This is a genomic window from Methylorubrum sp. Q1, assembly GCF_004683995.1.
GTDB lineage: Bacteria > Pseudomonadota > Alphaproteobacteria > Rhizobiales > Beijerinckiaceae > Methylobacterium.
This window is the reverse complement of the sequence record NZ_SRHQ01000007.1, coordinates 181,162-200,428: the sequence shown is the minus strand read 5'-3', so window position 1 is coordinate 200,428 and position 19,267 is coordinate 181,162. Positions and strand designations below refer to the sequence as shown.

The 19,267-nt window shown below is 69.6% G+C and carries 17 protein-coding genes and 1 other RNA gene; 11 read left to right on the top strand and 7 right to left on the bottom strand.

What is annotated here, in order from left to right; genetic code table 11:
• The first annotated feature begins 216 nt into the window (after window positions 1-216).
• Together E4V01_RS09400 and E4V01_RS09395 are read left to right on the top strand one after the other, a co-directional pair.
• Window positions 217-1,134 (top strand): lytic transglycosylase domain-containing protein, encoded by a 918-nt coding sequence (locus E4V01_RS09400; protein WP_135298167.1) that lies wholly within the window; start codon window positions 217-219, stop codon window positions 1,132-1,134.
• Window positions 1,135-1,197: 63 nt separating this feature from the next.
• Entirely contained in the window at window positions 1,198-2,103 is a 906-nt protein-coding gene (locus E4V01_RS09395) for an alpha/beta hydrolase (RefSeq protein WP_135298166.1), read from the top strand.
• 11 nt (window positions 2,104-2,114) lie between these two features.
• On the opposite strand, the gene E4V01_RS09390 is transcribed toward E4V01_RS09395, so the two are convergent.
• On the bottom strand, window positions 2,115-2,384 hold the full coding sequence (locus tag E4V01_RS09390) for a hypothetical protein (RefSeq protein WP_083530815.1): 270 nt from the start codon (window positions 2,382-2,384) through the stop codon (window positions 2,115-2,117).
• Window positions 2,385-2,497: 113 nt separating this feature from the next.
• A complete protein-coding gene (locus tag E4V01_RS09385) occupies window positions 2,498-2,917 on the bottom strand; it encodes an acyl-CoA thioesterase (RefSeq protein ID WP_060769488.1) in 420 nt (139 codons plus the stop codon).
• A 243-nt stretch (window positions 2,918-3,160) separates the two neighbouring features.
• On the opposite strand from E4V01_RS09385, the gene E4V01_RS09380 reads away from it, so the two are divergent.
• Complete coding sequence (locus E4V01_RS09380) at window positions 3,161-3,829, top strand: transglutaminase-like cysteine peptidase (protein WP_060769487.1); 669 nt, start codon at window positions 3,161-3,163, stop codon at window positions 3,827-3,829.
• 177 nt (window positions 3,830-4,006) lie between these two features.
• Window positions 4,007-4,330, top strand: a complete 324-nt coding sequence (locus tag E4V01_RS09375) for a hypothetical protein (RefSeq protein WP_060769486.1) — start codon at window positions 4,007-4,009, stop codon at window positions 4,328-4,330.
• Window positions 4,331-4,353: 23 nt separating this feature from the next.
• On the opposite strand, the gene E4V01_RS09370 is transcribed toward E4V01_RS09375, so the two are convergent.
• From E4V01_RS09370 to E4V01_RS09360, 3 genes are all read right to left on the bottom strand, one after another.
• The gene (locus E4V01_RS09370) at window positions 4,354-5,718 is read right to left on the bottom strand and encodes a hybrid sensor histidine kinase/response regulator (protein WP_135298165.1); all 1,365 of its coding nucleotides are present in this window, start codon (window positions 5,716-5,718) and stop codon (window positions 4,354-4,356) included.
• A gap of 10 nt (window positions 5,719-5,728) precedes the next feature.
• On the bottom strand, window positions 5,729-6,925 hold the full coding sequence (locus tag E4V01_RS09365; RefSeq protein ID WP_135298164.1) for an FIST N-terminal domain-containing protein: 1,197 nt from the start codon (window positions 6,923-6,925) through the stop codon (window positions 5,729-5,731).
• 265 nt (window positions 6,926-7,190) lie between these two features.
• Window positions 7,191-8,729, bottom strand: coding sequence for a YifB family Mg chelatase-like AAA ATPase (locus tag E4V01_RS09360; RefSeq protein ID WP_135298163.1), 1,539 nt, complete (start codon window positions 8,727-8,729; stop codon window positions 7,191-7,193).
• A 149-nt stretch (window positions 8,730-8,878) separates the two neighbouring features.
• On the opposite strand from E4V01_RS09360, the gene E4V01_RS09355 reads away from it, so the two are divergent.
• On the top strand, window positions 8,879-9,139 hold the full coding sequence (locus tag E4V01_RS09355) for a PepSY domain-containing protein (protein ID WP_060769482.1): 261 nt from the start codon (window positions 8,879-8,881) through the stop codon (window positions 9,137-9,139).
• A 34-nt stretch (window positions 9,140-9,173) separates the two neighbouring features.
• Here the strand turns inward: E4V01_RS09355 and E4V01_RS09350 are convergent, their stop codons facing one another.
• Entirely contained in the window at window positions 9,174-9,662 is a 489-nt protein-coding gene (locus E4V01_RS09350; RefSeq protein ID WP_135298162.1) for a DUF5991 domain-containing protein, read from the bottom strand.
• A gap of 102 nt (window positions 9,663-9,764) precedes the next feature.
• On the opposite strand from E4V01_RS09350, the gene ffs reads away from it, so the two are divergent.
• The 3 genes from ffs (at window position 9,765) to E4V01_RS09335 (ending at window position 12,198) form a co-directional block, all read left to right on the top strand.
• An RNA gene (gene ffs / locus E4V01_RS09345) (signal recognition particle sRNA small type) lies at window positions 9,765-9,863 on the top strand.
• Between the two features lie 53 nt (window positions 9,864-9,916).
• Window positions 9,917-11,785, top strand: a complete 1,869-nt coding sequence (locus tag E4V01_RS09340; RefSeq protein ID WP_135298161.1) for a DNA polymerase III subunit gamma/tau — start codon at window positions 9,917-9,919, stop codon at window positions 11,783-11,785.
• An 89-nt stretch (window positions 11,786-11,874) separates the two neighbouring features.
• Window positions 11,875-12,198 carry a YbaB/EbfC family nucleoid-associated protein gene (locus tag E4V01_RS09335; protein WP_012253408.1) on the top strand — a complete coding sequence of 108 codons (324 nt, stop codon included), beginning with the start codon at window positions 11,875-11,877 and terminating at the stop codon, window positions 12,196-12,198.
• A gap of 550 nt (window positions 12,199-12,748) precedes the next feature.
• Here the strand turns inward: E4V01_RS09335 and E4V01_RS09330 are convergent.
• Entirely contained in the window at window positions 12,749-15,163 is a 2,415-nt protein-coding gene (locus E4V01_RS09330) for an exopolysaccharide transport family protein (RefSeq protein WP_135298160.1), read from the bottom strand.
• Window positions 15,164-15,384: 221 nt separating this feature from the next.
• Here E4V01_RS09330 and E4V01_RS09325 point away from each other — a divergent pair, with 221 nt between their 5' ends.
• The 3 genes from E4V01_RS09325 to E4V01_RS09315 all read left to right on the top strand — a co-directional run bounded on the left by E4V01_RS09325 (window position 15,385) and on the right by E4V01_RS09315 (window position 19,172).
• Complete coding sequence (locus E4V01_RS09325; protein WP_135298159.1) at window positions 15,385-15,963, top strand: polysaccharide biosynthesis/export family protein; 579 nt, start codon at window positions 15,385-15,387, stop codon at window positions 15,961-15,963.
• Window positions 15,964-16,218: 255 nt separating this feature from the next.
• Window positions 16,219-17,478 (top strand): glycosyltransferase family 4 protein, encoded by a 1,260-nt coding sequence (locus E4V01_RS09320; protein ID WP_135298158.1) that lies wholly within the window; start codon window positions 16,219-16,221, stop codon window positions 17,476-17,478.
• Between the two features lie 131 nt (window positions 17,479-17,609).
• Window positions 17,610-19,172: an undecaprenyl-phosphate glucose phosphotransferase gene (locus E4V01_RS09315; RefSeq protein ID WP_135298157.1), complete on the top strand. Its 1,563-nt coding sequence runs from the start codon at window positions 17,610-17,612 to the stop codon at window positions 19,170-19,172.
• The last annotated feature ends 95 nt before the right edge of the window (window positions 19,173-19,267 follow it).

Sequence of the window (19,267 nt, the reverse complement as noted above, 5' to 3'; positions counted from 1 at the left end):
CTCCTCGTGAGGCCGGATCTTGGCGTCCGGCTCTTGCAAGCATCGAGCCTAGCGCGCGGAATACCAGAAAAATAGTGCCATTCTTAGAATCTCACTAAAGTACAACTCCCTCACGAAGCGTCGGGCGCGGCACAATGATGCTCCTCGGCAGGGCAAACCGTGCCGCGGAAGCGGGCAGCCATCCCCTTCCCGGGCCGGCGCCCTAAATCAGCCGCCGTGCCTCGTCTCGTCCTCGTTCTTCTGCCGGCCGCCCTCGCCGCGCTCGCCGGTCCCGCGCGTGCGGCCCCCTCGCCCGAGAGCGAGACGGTGGAGCAGGCGCTCTGCCGGCTGATCGAGGATTCGGCCAAGGCGCGGAAGCTGCCGGTGCCGTTCCTGACGCGTCTGATCTGGCGCGAGAGCGCGTTTCGCGTCGGCGTGGTGAGCCCGGCCGGCGCACAGGGCGTGGCGCAGTTCATGCCGGGCACGGCCAAGGATCGCGGGCTGACCGATCCGTTCGACCCCGAACAGGCGATCCCGCACGCGGCGCATTTCCTGGCCGACCTCAGGCGGCAGTTCGGCAATCTCGGGCTGGCGGCGGCGGCCTATAACGGCGGGCCGGGGCGCGTCTCGGCCTGGCTCGCCGGCAGCGGCGGCCTGCCCGCCGAGACGCGGGCCTACGTCATCGGCGTCACCGGGCGCCCGGCGGAGGATTGGCGGCCGAACGCCGGCGTCGAGATGCCGGAGGGCGCCGATCCGGCGGCGAAGACGTCCGAGGGCAAGAAGGCTGAAGACATGCCGCCCCCGCCAGAGGCCGAGACGCAGAGCTGCCTTCAGGTCACCGCCGCCCTGCGCATCCCGTCGCGCGGGGACCGCTTCGCCCTGTCCGTCGAGGGTGGCCCGGCCGCGCCCTGGGGCGTGCAGCTCGCCGGCAACTTCTCGAAGTCGCTGGCGCTCGCGAGCTTCCAGCGGGCGCGCGTGCGCTACACCAGCGTGATCGGCGAGGTGCGGCCGATGATCGTCGGCACCCGCCTGCGCTTTCGCGGCACCCGCACCTTCTACCGGGTGCGCATCCCGGCCGAGAGCCGGAACGCGGCCGACGGCCTCTGCCAGAAGATCCGCGGCGTCGGCGGCGCCTGCATCGTCCTGAGGACATAACTCCCAACGTCGCCACCCCGCGGCCATGAATCCGCCGCGACCGCCGGGTCAATCACGGGTCACATGATCAAGGCATTCGTCTCCCTCGTCTCGCTGGTCTGCCTCGGGCTCACCGCCTTAGGGCTGAGCGGATGCTCGCCGCTGGCGCTGTTCGATGCGCTCGGGCCGCGCGACAAGGGCGGGCGCCTCGCGATCCGCGACGCGGCCTACGGCGCGGATCCGCGCCAGCGCCTCGACGTGTTCGTGCCGACCGTTCCCGTGGCGCGGGCGCCGGTGCTGGTGTTCTTCTACGGCGGCTCGTGGAACAGCGGCAGCAAGGACGACTACGCCTTCGCCGCGCAGGCCCTGGCCGCGCAGGGCTTCGTGACCGTGCTGCCGGATTACCGGCTCTACCCGAAAGTGCGCTTTCCCGACTTCCTGAAGGACGGGGCGGCGGCCATCGCCTGGGTGCGCGACAACATCGCCGCGCAGGGCGGCGATCCCAGTCGGATCGTGCTCGCGGGCCATTCGGCGGGCGCCTACAACGCGGCGATGCTGGGGCTCGACCCCGAATATCTGCGCCAGGCCGGCGTCGATCCGCGGGTCATCCGGGCGGTGGCCGGCCTATCGGGCCCCTACGACTTCCTGCCCTTCGACCAGAAGACCTCGATCGACGTGTTCGGGCAGGCACCCGACCCGGAGGCGACGCAGCCCGTCTCCTACGCCGGCGCCCACTCGCCGCCGACCTTCCTCGCCACCGGCGACAAGGATACCGTGGTGCGGCCCCGCAACACGGCGAGCCTCGCCGCGCGCCTGCGCGAGGCCCGCGTGCCGGTGCAGGAACGGGTCTACGAGGGCCTCGACCATGCCGACACGCTGCTGTCGCTCTCGGTCAGCTTCCGCCGCAAGGCGCCGGTGCTCGCCGAGATGAGCGCCTTCCTGCACCAGCATGCGGGCGCGCGCCGGCTCACTACGCTGACGATGCACTGATTTTCATGCGGTCAGCGAAACTGGTGCTTGAAATCCCAGCTTCGATGCGCCGCCTCTTCTCCGTTGATCAGAAATTGTATATCGGCACCGCGATTTTCGGGCCAGACGACAAGGTCGCGCTCGCCAGCAAAATCGATTTGGACAGGGTGATCGTCTTCGTTTGCGATCCAAATCAAGGTTAATTCATCGCCCGGCTCGAGCTCGAAACACTCTGGCAACGGCTCGACTGATACATAGATCGGGCCGTCTTTGCGGTTCACAATTTTCTTCGTCACAAGCATGATCAAAACCCCAAGACCGCTTGGCCATTCGCGGCGAATGGCCCTCAGGGTTTAGAGCTGACGCAGGCTCTATAGAGCGCGTCCATGTCGCAGCGATCCGCCATTTGGAGACATCACCCCTCCCGCTCCTCCGGGATCGGCCGCGGCCGGCGGTCGGGCCCGATGGCGACGAAGGTGAAGAGGCCTTCCGTGACCTTCATGGTAGCCTCGCCCTCCCGCTCCCGGCGCCAGACCTCGACCTGGATGCGCATCGAGGTGCGGCCCGTCTGCACGATCCAGGCATAGAGGCTCACCTCGTCGCCGACGAAGACCGGGCGGTGGAAGGTCATCGCCTCCGCCGAGATCGTGGCGCAGCGCCCCCGTGCCCGGCGGGCGGCGACGTTGCCGGCGGCCATGTCCATCTGCGCCATCAGCCAGCCGCCGAAGATGTCGCCGGCCGGGTTCGTGTCGGTGGGCATGGCCACGGTGCGGATCACCGCCGGCCCTCGGTCGGTGGGCTGCACGGACTCGGCGCAGGGCAGTTCGCTGGTCATCGGAAGGCTTTGCGAATCCTAGGATAAGCCTAAGCCTAACGGTGCCGTGGCGGCGCGGCCACCGCACCCGGTGACGGTGCTCCGGACTTGTTTCGCGCTGGCCCCCGCACCTCACCGCGGGCGTCCCGGCCCCGATCGATCAAATGCGACGGATCGCGTTAACCGATTTTTAACTCGGCGATTGCGGGAACCGGACGGCCGTGAGAGCTTCATTAACGGAAGCTTAACTGCTCGGTCAGGGCCATGCGTATCGCGTTCTCCAAGCTCTGTGTCGTCCGGCCCGCCCTCACGACCCGCCTGCTGGCGGGCCTCGCCCTGGCCGGGGCTCTTCTCATCGCCCCGGCCCCGCGCGCCGAGGCGCAATCGACCGCCGCGCTGCCCGCCATGAGCCTGTCGGCGGTCACCACCGGTCCCGCCCGGCCGATCGCCGCCTGGGCCGAATTCTGCGAGCGCTATCCGGGCGAATGCGCGGTCGATCGCACCGAGGCCGCCAGCATCACCCTGACCCCGGCGCTGTGGCAGACGATCAACGCGGTCAACCGCCGGATCAACCGGTCGGTGGAAGCGGTGACCGATGGGGACCATTGGCACGCCGCCGACCGCTGGGATCTCGCCGAGGACGGCCGGGGCGATTGCGAGGACTTCCAGCTCCTCAAGCGCCGCCTGCTGGTCGAGGCCGGCCTGCCGCGCCGGGCGATGCGGATGACCGTGGTCATCGACGAGAAGGGCGAGGGCCACGCGGTCCTCACGATCATCACCAACCGCGGCGACCTCGTGCTCGACAACAAGACCAACGCGGTGCTGCCCTGGCGCCAGACCGGCTACACCTTCGTCAAGCGCGAGAGCCAGGAGGCGGTGGGCTGGATGGCGCTCGGCCGCGACGCCTCGCCGCTCACGGCGGCCAACCGCTGAGGGGAACTTTCTCAGCAATTTTTCCCGGTCCCAAATCGGGACCGGGCCCGGATCTGGTGCGTTAGCAGGCTTTAACGGTTCGGCGGCCAAGGTTGACGAGAGGTTTCCGCGAGCGCGTGCCGCCCCGGAAACCCCTGTCACCGCCTCAGGTTCGCCGTCCCAGGGTCCGCTCGTCCCATGCGTCGCGTCCTTCTCGCCAGCCTCACGACCCTTGCCGTCCTCGCCGCCCTGCCCGCGCGGGCGGAGAGCCCGGAGGGTGTGCGCCACGCGGCGTGGCAGGCCTGTCTCGACGAGGCGTTCGCAGAGCAGATCCGCACCACCAGCCGCAGCTTCGCCGCCACCAAGGCGGTTTCCACCTGCCGGGACCGCGAGGAGGCCTATCTCGGCGTGCTCGCCGGATCGCCGCTCCTCGACGGCGAGGACGTCACCCGCATCCGCCCCGCCCTCGTCGCCCGCGCGCGCGACCGGCTGATGGGTGAGCGGCGTTTCAGCGCCCTCTGAACCCCTTCCGGTGTCCCGACCCTTCACGCCAGCATGTAGGCGAGCAGCGAGCGCAGTTGCGCCGGCTTGATCGGCTTGTGGACGAGTTCGGCCCCCGTGGCCTGGGCGCGGGCGGCGATGTCGGCCCCGTGGTCGGCGGTGGTGAGGATCACCGGCGTCACCCAGCCCCGGTTGCGCCGCAGGTAATCCACCACGTCGAGACCGCAGGCGCCGTTGTCGAGGTGGTAGTCGATCACCATCACGTCCGGCCGCGCCAGACCGGCACCGAGGGCGGCCACCACGCCCGCAAGATCGCGAAACACCTGCACCTCGGCATCCCAGTTGCGCAGGAGCCGCTGCAGCGCCTCCGCCGTCGAGGCGTCGTTCTCGATCGCGAGCACCCGCGCGCCCGTCAGCGCCGTCGCCAGCGGTGCCAGGGTCACGCGCGGGTCCGGACGTTGGGTGGCGACCGGCAGGGTGAGGCTCAGCCGCGTGCCGTGGCCGGTGCGGGAATGCAGTTCGATGGCATGCCCCAGCGTCGAGGCCATGCGCTGCACGATCGACAGGCCGAGCCCGAGGCCGATCCCGCCATCGTCGCACTCGCGCGCGCCGCGATAGAACTCCTCGAAGACCAGCGCCCGCTCGGCCTCGGGAATGCCGCAGCCGGTATCGACCACGTCGATCCGGCAGAGCTTGTCCCGCCGCCGCGCGGCAATCAGCACGCCGCCGCTCTCGGTGTAGCGGATCGCGTTCGAGACGAGGTTCTGGAGGATGCGCTGGAGCAGGATCCCGTCGGTCTCCACCACGAGGTCGGCGCAGCGGGTGACGAGGCGCAGCTCCTTGCGCTCGGCGAAGGGCCGGAAGCTGGCTTCGATCCCGGCCACGAGGTCGGCAAGCCGCACCGGCTTGACCACGGGCCGCACGATGCCGGCATCGAGCTTCGAGATGTCGATGAGCGCCTTGATGAGGTCTTCGATCGTCTCCAGGCCGCGCTCGACCTGCCGGGCGATCCCCTGCGCTTCCGGCCCCGGCGCGAGGTCGGTCAGCGCGGAGAGCGAGAGCCGGGCGGCGTTCAGCGGCTGGAGCAGATCGTGGCTGGCCGCGGCCAGGAAGCGCGTCTTCGAGCGGTTGGCGGTCTCGGCCTCTTCCTTGGCGGCCTGCATCGCCGCGTTCGAGCGCTCCAGGCTGTTCATCAGCGCGGTCAGCTCTTCGGTGCGGGCGCGGACACGGCCCTCCAGCATGATCGCGGTTTGAAACAGCGAGTAGGCGCCGCCCTGCTGATCCATGGTGCGCTCGACATGGGCCATCAGCGCCGCGTTGATGCGCTCGAGCTTGGCCACACGATGCGTCAGGGCCTCGATGGTCTGCGGTTCGGAGGGCGGTTCCATCCAGAGGCCTGGGCGATTCATCGGGCCGTCGTCACGTCGCGATCTTCGCGCCGCGGCGGTCCGGAGACTCGGCCCGGCCGATGGCGATACCCGTAAAAGTCTGGTTCAGGTGCATCGAGCGGTACTGCTCGCCGTAGGTTTCGAAGCCGACCACGCCGTAGCGACGGTACAGGTCGGCGATGCGGTGGCGCACCTGCCGGCTCTCGGCATCGAGCCGGCGAAACACGCAATCGAAACCGATCACGAGGTCGAGCCCGCCGAGCGACGCGTCGAGGCTTTCGAGTTCGGCCCGCGTCGCCTCGACGATGTCGCGGGGCTGCGCCAGTGTCAGCACCACGCCCTCGCCGATGGCGCAGAAGAAGGTCATCGAGCCGTCCGGCTCCACCCGGCTGATCGAGCGGCAGTAATACTCCCCGCCGATCTTCACCGCGAGCGGGTAGGCGGCAAAGCTCATCGTCGAGAGGTTTTCCGGGTCGAGCCCCACCGCCATGGCGTATTCGCGTGCCGCGGGCTCGGCGTTGAGTTCGGTGACGCGCCGCTCGTCCTCGCGGGCGGCGGTGACCACGAACTTGCGGCTCGTCGGCTCGAAATTGTCGCTCTTGAAGATCCGGATCGGGAAATCGGTCTCGACCAGAAGGATTACCGCCGCCTCGCGGCAGACTTGGCCCTCGTGGATCAGCACGGTGCTGCGGAAGGCGAGATCGTCACCGGCCGAGCCGCCGATCAGCGGGATGCCGTCGAGCGCCCAGGCCACCGCCGAGACCACCGTCTCCTCCGCATTGGCGAGCGAATCGATCAGTGACAGGGCGAAACGGTGGCCGCTGCCGCCCTCCGGCCGCACCCCGTCGAGGGTCCGGCGCAGGCCGCGCACGGTCGAGGCCGCGCCCTCGACATCGAGCCGGGCAATGTCGGTGAGCAGGCCCGAGACGATCCGGAATCCCTGGCAGGGAAAGGCGATGGCGACGAGGCCGCGGTCGATCGAGCCCGCCGGGCTGATCCCGCCGGAGGTGGAACAGCCGGTGAGCCCGATGCCGGGAAACTGCGCCGCGAGCGCGGCCGTGAGGATTTCCGCGTCGTAAGCCGGCGAGAAGAAGACGATCAGATGGCCGACGACCGACCGGTCGATGGCCCCCGCCACGGCCGCGACCGCGTCCAAAGCCTCGCCCGCATCCGTCCAGGCCGTCTGGATTCCGCACAGATGCCGTTGCATCTGCGTGCCCTGCGCCACCGCCTCGCTCCCTCGCACAGGGTCTGTTCCGGCAGGCCAGCCGTCCCTGACATATTGTGCACGACTATGTGCGCCGCGAAGGGGCGTGGCAATGGCCGGACCCGCGCCGGCCAGGGCCATCGCATGAAGGCGATGCCCACGGTTTCTTGCTGGCCTCAGTCGCCGGCGCCCGCCTTCGCGGTCTCAGGCTCTCGCCCCGCGCGGCGCTGTTCGCGCCGCGAAGCCGCTCCTGCGGCTTCGCGCAATGGCCCTGGGGGCCGGCGGGTCACGCCGCGGCCGCCGGCCGCTCGCCCCGTGCCCGGTAGGACAAAGCCTCGGCCAGATGCAGCCGCCGCACCTGCGCCTCGCCGTCGAGGTCGGCCAGTGTCCGGGCGACCCGCAGCGTGCGGTGGAAGCCGCGGGCGGACAGCCGCATGGTCTCGGCCGCGTGGCGGATCAGCGCCGCACCCTCGGCATCGGGCGCGGCCGCCGTCTCGATGGCGGCGGCCGGGCAGGTCGCGTTGGTGGTGGCGGCGGGCAGGCCGAGGGCGGCGTAGCGCGCGCTCTGGAGGGCGCGGGCGGCGGCGACCCGCGCCGCGGCCTCGGCCGAGCCTTCCGCGGGCGGCGGCAGGATCAGGTCGGCGGCGGTTACCGCGGCGACCTCGATTCGCAGGTCGATCCGGTCGAGCAGCGGCCCGGAGATACGGGCGCCGTACTGGGCGACGCAGCGCTCGTTCGGCCCCCGGCGGCAGGCATAGCCGGGCTCCAGCGCCATGCCGCAGCGGCACGGGTTCATCGCCGCCACGAGCTGGAACCGCGCCGGGTAAGTCGTCCGGTGGTTGGCGCGGGCGATCATGATCTCGCCCGTCTCCATCGGCTGGCGCAGGGAATCGAGCACCTGGGGCGTGAACTCGGGCAACTCGTCGAGGAACAGCACGCCGCCATGGGCGAGCGAGGCCTCGCCGGGCCGCGCGTTGAGCCCGCCGCCGACCAGCGCCGCCATGGAGGCGGAATGGTGCGGCTGGCGGAACGGCCGCCGGTTCGAGAGGGCTCCGCCCTTCAGCTCGCCCGCGACCGACTGGATCATCGAGACTTCGAGCAGTTCGCGCGGGCCCAAGGGCGGCAGGATCGAGGGAAGGCGCGCGGCGAGCATCGATTTGCCGGCGCCCGGTGGCCCGTTCATCAGCAGGTTGTGGCCGCCGGCCGCCGCGATCTCCAGGGCGCGCTTGGCGCCCTCCTGGCCCTTGATGTCCCGCAGATCCGGCATCGGCCCGGCGGGGGCCGCCACCGCGGGCTGCGGCCGGGCCATCACTTGGCTGCCCTTGAAGTGGTTGGCGAGCTGGATCAGCGAGCGCGGCGCCAGCACGTCCATGTCGCCGGCGGCCCACGCCGCCTCGGGCCCGGTCGCGGCCGGGCAGATCAGGCCCAGGCCGCGCCCGTTGGCCGCCATCGCCGCGGGCAGCACGCCGGCCACCGCGGTGATCGAGCCGTCGAGCGCGAGTTCGCCGAGCACGCAATAGCCGCCGAGCGCGTCCGCGGGCAGCGCGCCGATGGCGCCCATCACCGCGAGCGCAATCGGCAAATCGTAATGCGAGCCCTCCTTCGGCAGGTCGGCCGGGGCGAGGTTGACCGTGATGCGCTTGGCCGGGAGCGCCAGCCCCGAGGCGATCAGCGCCGAGCGCACCCGCTCGCGCGATTCCGCCACCGCCTTGTCGGGCAGGCCGACGATGGTGAAGGCGACGGCGCCGGCTGCGATCTGCACCTGCACGTCGACGGCACGCGCCTCGATCCCCTCGAAGGCGACGGTGGCGACGCGCGTGACCATGGTGCTGCGGCAAGCTCCGAACCCGGAGGTTGCAACCTAAGCAGCACTACGCGCGCTGGCAATCACGAGCGGAGCCTTATGAAGACCGGCAGGAACAACCGGGACGATCAGCGGTTCGCCCGGCGTCTCTCTCAGTATTGGAGCGTCTCATGTCCTTCCGCCCCCTCGCCGCCTTCGCCATCGGCTTCGCTCTCCTCAGCGGTCCGGTGCTCGCCGACGAGAAGCTGCCGCCCGACCAGCAGGCCAAGGTCGAGGACGTCCTGAAGAAGGAGGGATTCACCAAGTGGAAGGAGATCGAACTCGACGACGGCATGATCGAGGTGGACGACGCCATCGACGCCAACGGCAAGCAGTTCGACCTCAAGCTCGATCCGAAGACCCTGGAGATCGTGAAGCGTAAGGCGGAGTAAGGCATCCGCTCCCGGAGGGGTCGCCCCTCCGGGACTACCGCAGTTTCTCGAAGTAGGCGCCGCTCTCGGCCACGCCCTGCCCGTCCGGCTTCAGTCCCTGCCAGCGCGTGACCAACGCCCGCCCCTTGGCGAGGGTGAAGAGGGGCTGGCCCGGCTTGTAGACCGCCACCCCGTACGTATTGACCGTTTTGCCATCGCCGTAGCGATCGAACGTCACCGCGAGATCCTGCCCCTCCTGGCGGGTCCGGCAGCGGAGCGTCTCGTCGGATTGGAAGCCCCGTATGGTCAGAACGCATCCGTCGCTGACATCGGGCGCCAGCAGCACGAGGTCGTAATTCACAACGACGCCCGTACCGCCGGCTGTGCGGCCGGCCGCGTGCTCGTAGCGGTAATGGCCCTGCCAACCTTTGAGCGCCCCCTCCTGTGCCGGTGCTCGGGCCCGATCCTGCGCGCCGGCGGGTACGGTTAGGCCCGCAACTAGCGCCAGGACGGCGAAGCGTGCCGGAATCGTGGTCGTCCGCATGGCCTCTCCCTGTTTCGGCCCTTCGCTTACCCGAAGCATGGCCGCGCTGTCGGAGGGGGGCAACCCGCTTGCATCCCGCCGCGCGGGCCGTCATATACGGCGCGGGAGGTTGGCGAGGGACGTTTCACTCGCCAACCGGGTCAGGTCCGGAAGGAAGCAGCCCTAACGAGACCGAGCGGGTCTTCGTCCAGCCTCCCACCCTCGCCGCCCGTGGGCCGGGCGGCCAGCCTTCCCCAAAAAGTCCGAACGGCGGCATGGACGAGACGCACGGCACGTTCCCCGACGAGCCGGGCCTGCCCGGCATGCCCGCCCCCGCGCCGGCCGCGGCCCCCTATCGCGTCCTGGCGCGAAAATATCGCCCCCAGACCTTCGATGACCTGATCGGCCAGGGCGCCATGGTGCGCACGCTGGGAAATGCGTTCGCGGCCAACCGCATCCCGCAGGCCTGGATGCTCACGGGCGTGCGCGGCGTCGGCAAGACGACCACCGCCCGCATCCTCGCCCGCGGCCTCAACTACCTGCGCACCGGCCAGCCGGATACCGGCCCCACCGTGTCGATGCCGGAACTCGGCCAGCACTGCCAGGCGATCATGGAATCCCGGCACATGGACGTGCTGGAGATGGATGCCGCCTCGCATACCGGCATCGACGATGTGCGCGGCATCATCGACGGCATCCGCTACTCGCCGGTCTCGGCCCGCTACAAGGTCTATATCGTCGACGAGGTCCACATGCTCTCGGAGAAGGCGTTCAACGCCTTCCTGAAGACGCTGGAGGAGCCGCCTCCCCACGCCAAGTTCGTGTTCGCGACCACCGAGATCCGCAAGGTTCCGGTGACGATCCTGTCGCGCTGCCAGCGCTTCGATCTGCGCCGGGTCGAGGCCGACGTGCTCTCCGCCCACCTGAAGAAGATCTGCGCAGCGGAAGGGGTGGAGGCCGAGGACGAGGCGCTCGCCGCCGTCACCCGCGCCGCCGAGGGCTCGGTGCGCGACGCGCTCTCGCTGCTCGATCAGGCCATCGCCCACGGGGCGGGCGCGGTCTCGGCTGCGGGCGTGCGCGACATGCTGGGCCTCGCCGACCGCTCGCGCATCGTCGATCTGTTCGAGGCCGTGATGCGCGGCGACGTGCCGGCCGCCTTCGCCGAGATCCGCGCGCAGTACGACGCGGGTGCCGACCCGGCGGTCGTGCTCTCGGATCTCGCCAGCTTCACCCATCTCGTCACCCGCCTCAAGCTGGTGCCGGGGGCGGAGGCCGACCCGACCTTGAGCGAGGCGGAGCGCGTGCGCGGCGTGGCGTTCGCCGGGCGCCTGCCGGTGCGGGCGCTGTCGCGGGCGTGGCAGATCCTGCTCAAAGCGCTGCCCGAAGTGCAGGCCGCCCCCCGCCCGCTCGCCGCCGCCGAGATGGCGATCGTACGGCTCGCCTATGCTGCCGACCTGCCGACGCCCGACGAGGCCCTGCGCCAGCTTCGCGCCGACATCGCCTCGTCCGAGGGCAACGGCGCCGCTCGCCCGAGCCTCGGGCGCGACGGCGGTTCCGCCATGGCCTCGCACGGCTCGGCCGCGTTGCAGATGGCGCCGCCCGCCCCGCAACCCTCGCCCCGGCCGACCCTGGCCGCGGTTCCCGCCCCCGTCACGGCCGCTGCGCCCCAACCCGCATCGCGCCCGGCTCCGGTGGCCCCTGCCGGTCCGCGGCTCGGGCGCTTCGAGGACGTGGTCGCCCAGGCCGAGGCGGCCCGCGACATCGCCCTCAAGGTGGCGCTGGAGCGCGACGTGCATCTGGTGCGCTTCGAGGAGGGGCGGATCGAGTTCCGCCTCGCGCCCGGCGGCCGGCAGAGCCTCCCGACCGATCTCGCCCGCGCCCTCGACGCCTGGACCGGACGGCGCTGGCTGGTGGCCCTCTCCAAGGAGCCCGGCGCGCCGACGATCGCGGAACACTCGCGGGCGGCCGAGGAAACCCGCCACCAGAACGCCGCCGCCCACCCGCTGGTGCGGGAAGTTCTGTCGCGCTTCCCCGGCGCGCAGATCGTCGATGTGCGGGACAAATCGCCGGAGACCGCCGACGCCGCGGCGGACGGCGCCGGGCCGGCGGCCCCTCCGCCCGAAGAGACGGACGACGACGCCTGAGGCTCACCCCTCACCCTGGCAAGCCGGGGCCCCTGCGCCTAAGTGCGGGGATCTGACCCTTTCTCGACCGGAACCGGAGCGAACCCACCATGCGCGACCTCATGGGCATCATGAAGCAGGCCCAGGCCATGCAGGAGAAGATGGCCTCGGTTCAGTCCGAACTCGAAGCGGTCGAGGTGTCGGGCGCCTCCGGCGGCGGCGCCGTGACCGTGCGGATGACGGCCAAGGGTCAGGTGCTCGGCGTTTCGATCGATCCGAGCCTGATGGTCGCCGACGAACGGGAAATCTTGGAAGATCTGATCGTCGCCGCCTGCAATGACGCCCGCGGCAAGGCCGAGGCGACGGCCCAGGAGAAGATGGCGGAGCTGACGAAAGGCCTGCCGCTGCCACCCGGCATGAAGCTGCCGTTTTAGGGTTGATTCGACGGGATCGGCGGCGGGCTGTTCGGTCCGCCGGCAAGGTCCCGGCAGAGTGGGTGCGGCGTCCTGCCGCATGCTGTCGTGAGGGCGAGATCGATCGCCCTCACACGACGTTCTCCCGTCGAATCAAAGCGACAAATCAGGGACTTGGCCTGATCCGGCCATGGCATCTCGGGCGTGCGGCCAAGGCCGCCATCTGAACGTTCGCCGAACGAGGCGGCACAACTCTAAATTTTGTTAAAGAACCGATTTCACCAAACAGGCAAGGTGGATGGGCCGGGTCGAACGCGGCCCCCCTTAGCGAGGCTCGGCGGTTCCGCCGGTTCCTCCGATCTGGACCGGCGGAACCACCGCCCTGATTCGGGGAGATACCGTGCCAATCCTGCTCTCGGCTCCTCTGGTCGCCGCGTGCGTTGCTCTCGCGGCCCTTGTGGGCACCAACCTCTGGGCCCTGCGGGTCGCCGCCGCGATGACCGCGACGGAAGAAGAGCGTGGGACGGGTTGCTGAGCCGGCGCCTCGCCCCTTCGGAGGTCAGCCGGCGTGTCAGGCCGAAAGCCGCAGAGGCGTCCCGTCCAGGGTCGGAGTAAGGTCCGCGTCCTCGCCGTGGCGGGCAACCACCACCCGGCCGACGCCGGTTTCCTTGGCGAGGCGATAGAGCGAGACCAGAGCCGGGTCGTCGGACGCCGCATCCGAGGCGATCACGATCGAATCCATGCAGGGTCCGACCGCGGGAATGAGCTCGGCGCCGTCCTCGGCATTGCGCGCATCGAGGCGGCAGAGCACCCAATCGTAACTCTGCGACAGGGCGTTGAGCCCGATGGCGAGACCTTGCGGCTCCTCCACCAGCACATCGAGAGGCGCCGAGCCGCGCTTCACCGCGTGGAGACGCGAGCCCCGCACCGGTTGGATCACGTCGAGGAAGTCGGCCGCACCGGCCACCAGATCGGTCAGTCCCGGCTCGGACGGCCCGGAGACCGCGCCATTCACATCAACCAGCAACGTCTGGCGGCGCGGGCCGAGCACCCGGGCGAGATTGGAGGCGAGACCGGGCGTGCCGTCGGCGCGCGGGGTTTCGACCACGAGCACACAGCCCCCCTTGGACGGCCCCGTCAACGGCCCGGTCAACGGCCCCTTGCCGTGCGACTTGCCCGCTCCGTTCTCCAACCGGGCGATCAGCCCATCGAGATCGGCATAGGAGGCGGAGGATTTCGCGGGGACGCCGAACCCGTCCCTGTCCGCTTTCGCCCCATCCGCTTGCGCGGCCGCCTCGGCTCCGATCGGCGCCGTGCTGGCGAAGACCGGGTGATGCACCGTCGCCGTCGCCCTCAGGGAATTGGCGAAGGCGAGGGCCGGGGCGAACCGCTCTGTCGCAGAGGCCGGATAGGCGCCGCCATAGACCGGCTCGTAGGCAGGACGGCGCGACGGGGGCGGCTCCGGCTCGGGATAGAAGTCGCGCGGGCGATCGGTTCGGGCGCTTTGAACGAAGGGCTCTCCCTCATCCCCGTTGCGGTCTCCGCCCGGCCCGGACGGCGTGACGAGGAGATGGCGGCCGATGACCCCTGCGCTCGCGAGCAGGAAGGCCAGCATCGTGGCGAAGGCGACGATCGGCAGCTTCTTCGGGAACGAGGGCAGGTCGGGCACGATCGCACGGGACACCACGCGGGCATTGGCCGGGCTGGCATTCTCGGCGTCACGCGCGGCGGCCTCGCGGTAACGGGCGAGATAGGATTCGAGCTGTTCGCGCTGGGACTTCGCCTCGCGCTCCAGGGCACGCAGTTCCACCTCGCTGGTGTTGCCCTTGGCGACCACATCCTGCTGGCCCTCGACCGCCGCGCGCAGGCTCTCGACCCGAGCGCCCGCGATCTTGGCGTCGTTCTCGAGGGTGCGCACCACCCGCTCGGCAGCGGCCTTGATCTGACTCTCGAGATCCTGGACCTGGGCCGTCAGCTCCTTGATGCGCGGGTGGGCCGGCAGCAGCGTGCGCGATTCGAGGGCGAGCTGCGCACGCATCGCCATGCGGCTCTCGACGGTGCGCCGAATCAGCTCGTTGTTGGCGACATCGGGGATCTCGAAGGCACGGCCCTCCTTGATCATGTCCTTGAGGAGCTTGGCCCGGGCGGTCAGGTCCGCCTGGATCGTGCGCGCCTGCGAGAGCTGGCTCGACAGTTCGGAGAGCTGCTGGGACGAGAGCGGCTGAGCCGCTGCACTGCTCCCCGTGCCGATCAGGCCGTGCTTGGCGCGGAACGCCTCGACCTTCGCCTCGGCTTCGGCCACGCGGGCGCGCAGGTTCGCGATGTTGTTGCCGAGCCAAGTCGAGGCGTAACGGGCGGTATCGACGGAGGCCGCCTCCAGCGAGGCGAGGTAGAGGTCTGCCACCGTGTTGGCGCCGCGCGCGGCGAGTTCGGGGTCGCGCGATCGGAACTCGACGGCGAGGATGCGCGACTTGCCGACCGGATAGACCAGCAGGTGGTCGAGGTAGCTTTCGAGAATCCGATCCTCGGATGGACGATCCATCGGCGCCGAGACGAGCCCGAGCATCATCAGCGTGCGCCGGATCGCCGAGCTGCCCTCGGCCTCCGGATCGAATTCGGGGTTTCCGACCAGCTTCAGGCTGCGAATCGCTTGGCGGGCGATGTCGCGCGACATCGCCACCTGCACCTGGCTCGCGACGGCCTGCTCGTCGATCGGCTGGGTCTGGTCCGTCCGCTCGGCGGCGGTGCGGGCGAAGGCAGGATCGCGGCTTTCCAACAGAACCTTGGCTTCGCCGGTGTAGCGCGGGGTCACGACCTGCACGAAGACGCCCGCACCGAGCGCGGCCACGAGCGTCGGCACCGCGATCCAGGCCCAGGAGCGGCGCAGGACGCCTCCAATCTGCGCCACCGCCAATCCATCGCCGGGCCCACCGGGCCCGCCGGTGGGCGGAAGAGACGGATCGGTCGACAGCCTGAGGCGCGGCATGGGCAGTCTTTACGAAGGCAGGACGCGGATCGGGGCGATCGATCCGTCTCGGGCCAGTAAAGGTCGTTAAGGTTGACTTCCCGTTAAGAGCCGCGGCCGGGCGTCGTCGGCATTCGAGACGAGGCGTCGAACCCGAGAGGTGATTCCGGTCGGTCGCGCGGCCGGATCAGCATTCGTTAACCATGCGCCGTTAAGTAACGCCGAGGTTCTTCACAACGGCGATGGCGATGCAGCGGCGCGCATTTCTCCTGGCCCTTCCGTCCATCCTGGCGCTCGGCGGCTGCCTGCGTCCGGATTTCCGGACCGTCGATCTCGATGCGACCGGCACCGGGTCCATTGGCACGCGCTACGCCCTGGCAGCGGGCGACAAGCTTAGGGTCATCGTGTTCGGGCAGGATAACCTGTCCAACATCTACGCGGTCGATGGCGGCGGACGGATCGCGATGCCGCTGATCGGCGTGGTTCAGGTGGGCGGGCAGACGACCGCGCAAGCTGCCCGGCTGATCGAAGCCAAGCTCGCCGCCGGATATGTGCGCGAGCCGCACGTGACGGTCGAGGTCGATGCCTACCGGCCCTTCTACATCCTCGGTGAGGTGACGACCTCGGGACAGTACCCTTACGTCAACGGCATGACCGTCGAGACGGCGGTGGCGATTGCCGCGGGCTTCGGCCCACGGGCGGCACGCGACTACGCGGTGCTGACCCGCGAGGGCCAGGGTGGGCTCATCAACGGCATCGTCCCGATGTCCTACCCGGTGCGGCCGGGCGACACGATCGTCGTCAAGGAGCGGTTTTTCTGAGTGTCTCTCACAAAACGCCCGCCGCGCTGTCATCGCCAGAGCGAGAACGGGCAGAGACCGGGAGTTTCGTGAGGCACTCTTAAGCCGTCTCATCGCAGCATTCACCAACGCCTAACCGCGATCCACGAAAGCCGGGCGGCAGAGGCCTCCGCGTGCCCTTTGCGCTTGCTCTTTAACCGGGTGCTGACCGCCCCGTGACGATCTTCCGCCGGATCGGGCCCCGCATCGGGGCCGTCCGCGCGGAGACCGACTGCCGTGGCCTCTCCCTTCGCCACTTCTCTGACCGCCGCCCTGACGCCCCAGGGGCCGACGGCTCACCCGGTCGCGGACCTGTCGTCCCGCGTGGGCACCGGTGAGCGGCACCGCATCCTCCATGTGTTCCGGGCCCCGGTCGGCGGCCTGTTTCGCCACGTCATCGATCTCACCCGCCTCCAGGCGGAGGCCGGGCACGCCGTCGGCCTCATCTGCGATGCCTCGACCGGGGGCGAGCGGGCCGAACGGACCCTGGCGGATCTGTCCCCCTACCTCGCGCTGGGCGTCACGCGCGTTCCGATGCGCCGGAACCCGCATGCGAGCGACCTTCAAGTCTTGCGCGCGGTGCGGGCGCAAGCGCTCGCCGTCGGCGCGGACGTGCTGCACGGGCACGGCGCGAAGGGCGGCGTGTTCGCCCGCCTCGCCCCGCTCGGCGCGGCCGGGCGCGGGGTGATCCGCGCCTATACCCCGCATGGCGGCAGCTACAATTACCGTCCGGGCACGGCCCTCCACCGGGTCTACATGGCCGCCGAGCAAGTGATGGCGCGGGCGACTGACCTGTTCCTGTTCGAGAGCGAGTACGTCGCCTCGCGGCATGCCGCTTTCGCGGGAGGCTCGCCGCGCCTTGAGCGTATCGTCCACAACGGCATCGCGGAAGCCGAGTTTGCCCCGGTGGAGACGGCGGATGACCCGTTCGATCTCGTCTATGTCGGTGAACTGCGTGAGGCCAAGGGATTGCCGGTGCTGTTGCGGGCGCTCGCGCGGCTGAGGGGCCAGGGCCGCGACCTCCGGCTTCTGATGGTAGGCTCCGGCCCTGATACCGAGAGCATCGCCGCGATGGCCGAAAATCTCGGTCTTCGCCATGCCATCGCGTTCGAGCCGCCTCAGGCAATCCGGCCCGTGCTCGGACGCGGCCGGGTCATGGTCGTGCCCTCACTCGCGGAATCCTTGCCCTACGTCGTGCTGGAGGCTGCGGCGGCCGGACAGCCCCTCGTGGCGACCAATGTCGGCGGGATCCCGGAGATCTTCGGGGCCTTCTCCTCCGATCTGGTTCCACCCGGCGATTGCGAGGCTTTGAGCACCGCCATCCTCCGTATCCTCGATGAGGAGCCATCGCGCCGGCAGGGCCGCACCCGAGCGCTCAGCAACTCGCTGCGCACCCGCTTCTCCATGAACCGCATGGCGACCGACGTGTTGTGCGGCTACGCCGCCGCCTTCAGCGCCAAACGCATGCGGACCGTGTCTGTCCCCGCGGCGGCTTGAAAGCGGACGGCGATACGCTCGATGTCCCCGTTTCCCACAGCCCAGCTCGCCCGCACATTAGGCTTTTGTGAAGGTCGTTCCGGCACACTCGACGGCCGGAGAGGCTCGATGTTTTCACGTGGAACATTCCGATGAGCGCCATCGACGTTCGGGACCTGCTCAAGGTCGCGCGGGAGAACGGCTCACTGACATCCGTGCCGGCGCCGCTCGCGCTCTACAGCGACGAGAATCCTGACTCCGCACCGTCCGTATCCGCATCGATTCCTGCCCCGCCCCCGCCGAAAGCGACTTGGCTGTCGCCGGTCGTGCTGGCCGGTTGCGTGCGGCTCGCTGAATTCTGCGGCTTGATCCTGCTTGGCTTGGCTCTGCATCAGGCCTTGCTGCGCGGCGTCGTGCCGCTCGCCCCGCGCTACCTCGCCGCCATTTTGGCGGTGACCATAGCGGCGCTCGGACTTTTCCAGGCTTCGGGCAGTTACCGGATCGGCGCCTTCCGCGATCTGCCGAGAACGGCCGTGAAGCTCGCCACCGGCTGGTCCATCGCGTTCCTGATGGTGGCCGCGGCCATGGTGCTCGGCAAGGTGGCCGACCATTATTCCCGGATCTGGCTGCTCAGCTACTACATGGCCGGCCTCGGAGTGCTGCTCGGCGGACGCGCAGCGCTTTCGGCCTTCGTGAACCTGCAGATGGCCAAGGGGCGTTTCGACCGACGGACCGCAATCGTCGGCGGCGGACCAGCGGCCGTGGAACTGATCCATGCCCTGGAAGCGAGCGGCGACAATGGGATCCGCATCATCGGGATCTTCGATGACCGGGGCGATGATCGATCCAGCACGGACGTCGCCGGCCACCCCAAGCTCGGCAATGTCAGCGACCTCGTCACCTACGCCCGCCACGCGCCCGTCGATCTCGTGGTGTTCACCCTGCCGATCTCCGCCGAGACGCGCATCCTGCAGATGCTCGCCAAGCTCTCGGTTCTTCCGGTCGACATCCGCCTCTCGGCCCATGCGACCAAGCTGCGCCTGCGCCCGCGCGCCTATTCCTATCTCGGCGGCGTGCCACTGCTCGACGTGTTCGATAAGCCGCTGGCCGATTGGGACGTCATTCTGAAGGGCGCGTTCGACCGCCTCGTCGGCCTGCTGCTGCTGCTGGTCCTATCACCGGCGATGATCGCCGTGGCCCTCGCAGTGAAGCTCACCTCGCCGGGGCCGGTCCTGTTCCGGCAGAAGCGCTACGGCTTCAACAACGAACTGATCGAGATCTTCAAGTTCCGCTCGATGTATGTCGATCTTTGCGATGCGGGCGCATCGCAACTCGTTACCAAGACGGATGCCCGGGTGACGCCCGTGGGCCGCTTCATCCGCAAGACGTCGCTGGACGAGCTGCCGCAGCTCTTCAACGTGATCCGCGGCGATCTCTCGCTGGTCGGGCCGCGCCCGCATGCGGTCCAGGCCAAAGCGGCGAACACCCTCTACGATCAGGTGGTGGACGGCTACTTCGCCCGTCACAAGGTCAAACCCGGCATCACCGGCTGGGCGCAGATCAATGGCTGGCGCGGCGAGACCGACACCAGTGAGAAGCTCCAGCGCCGGGTCGAGCACGACCTGCACTACATCGAGAATTGGTCGATCCTGTTCGACCTCAAGATCCTGCTCACCACGCCGCTGGCGCTCTTCAAGACCGACAACGCGTATTGAGGATCCTTGAGACCACGAACGGGACGGGGCCCAGGACCGCCAGAGCGCAGTCCTGGGCCTCTTCATGTTTCGAGAAATGATCCGACTTCGCCGTC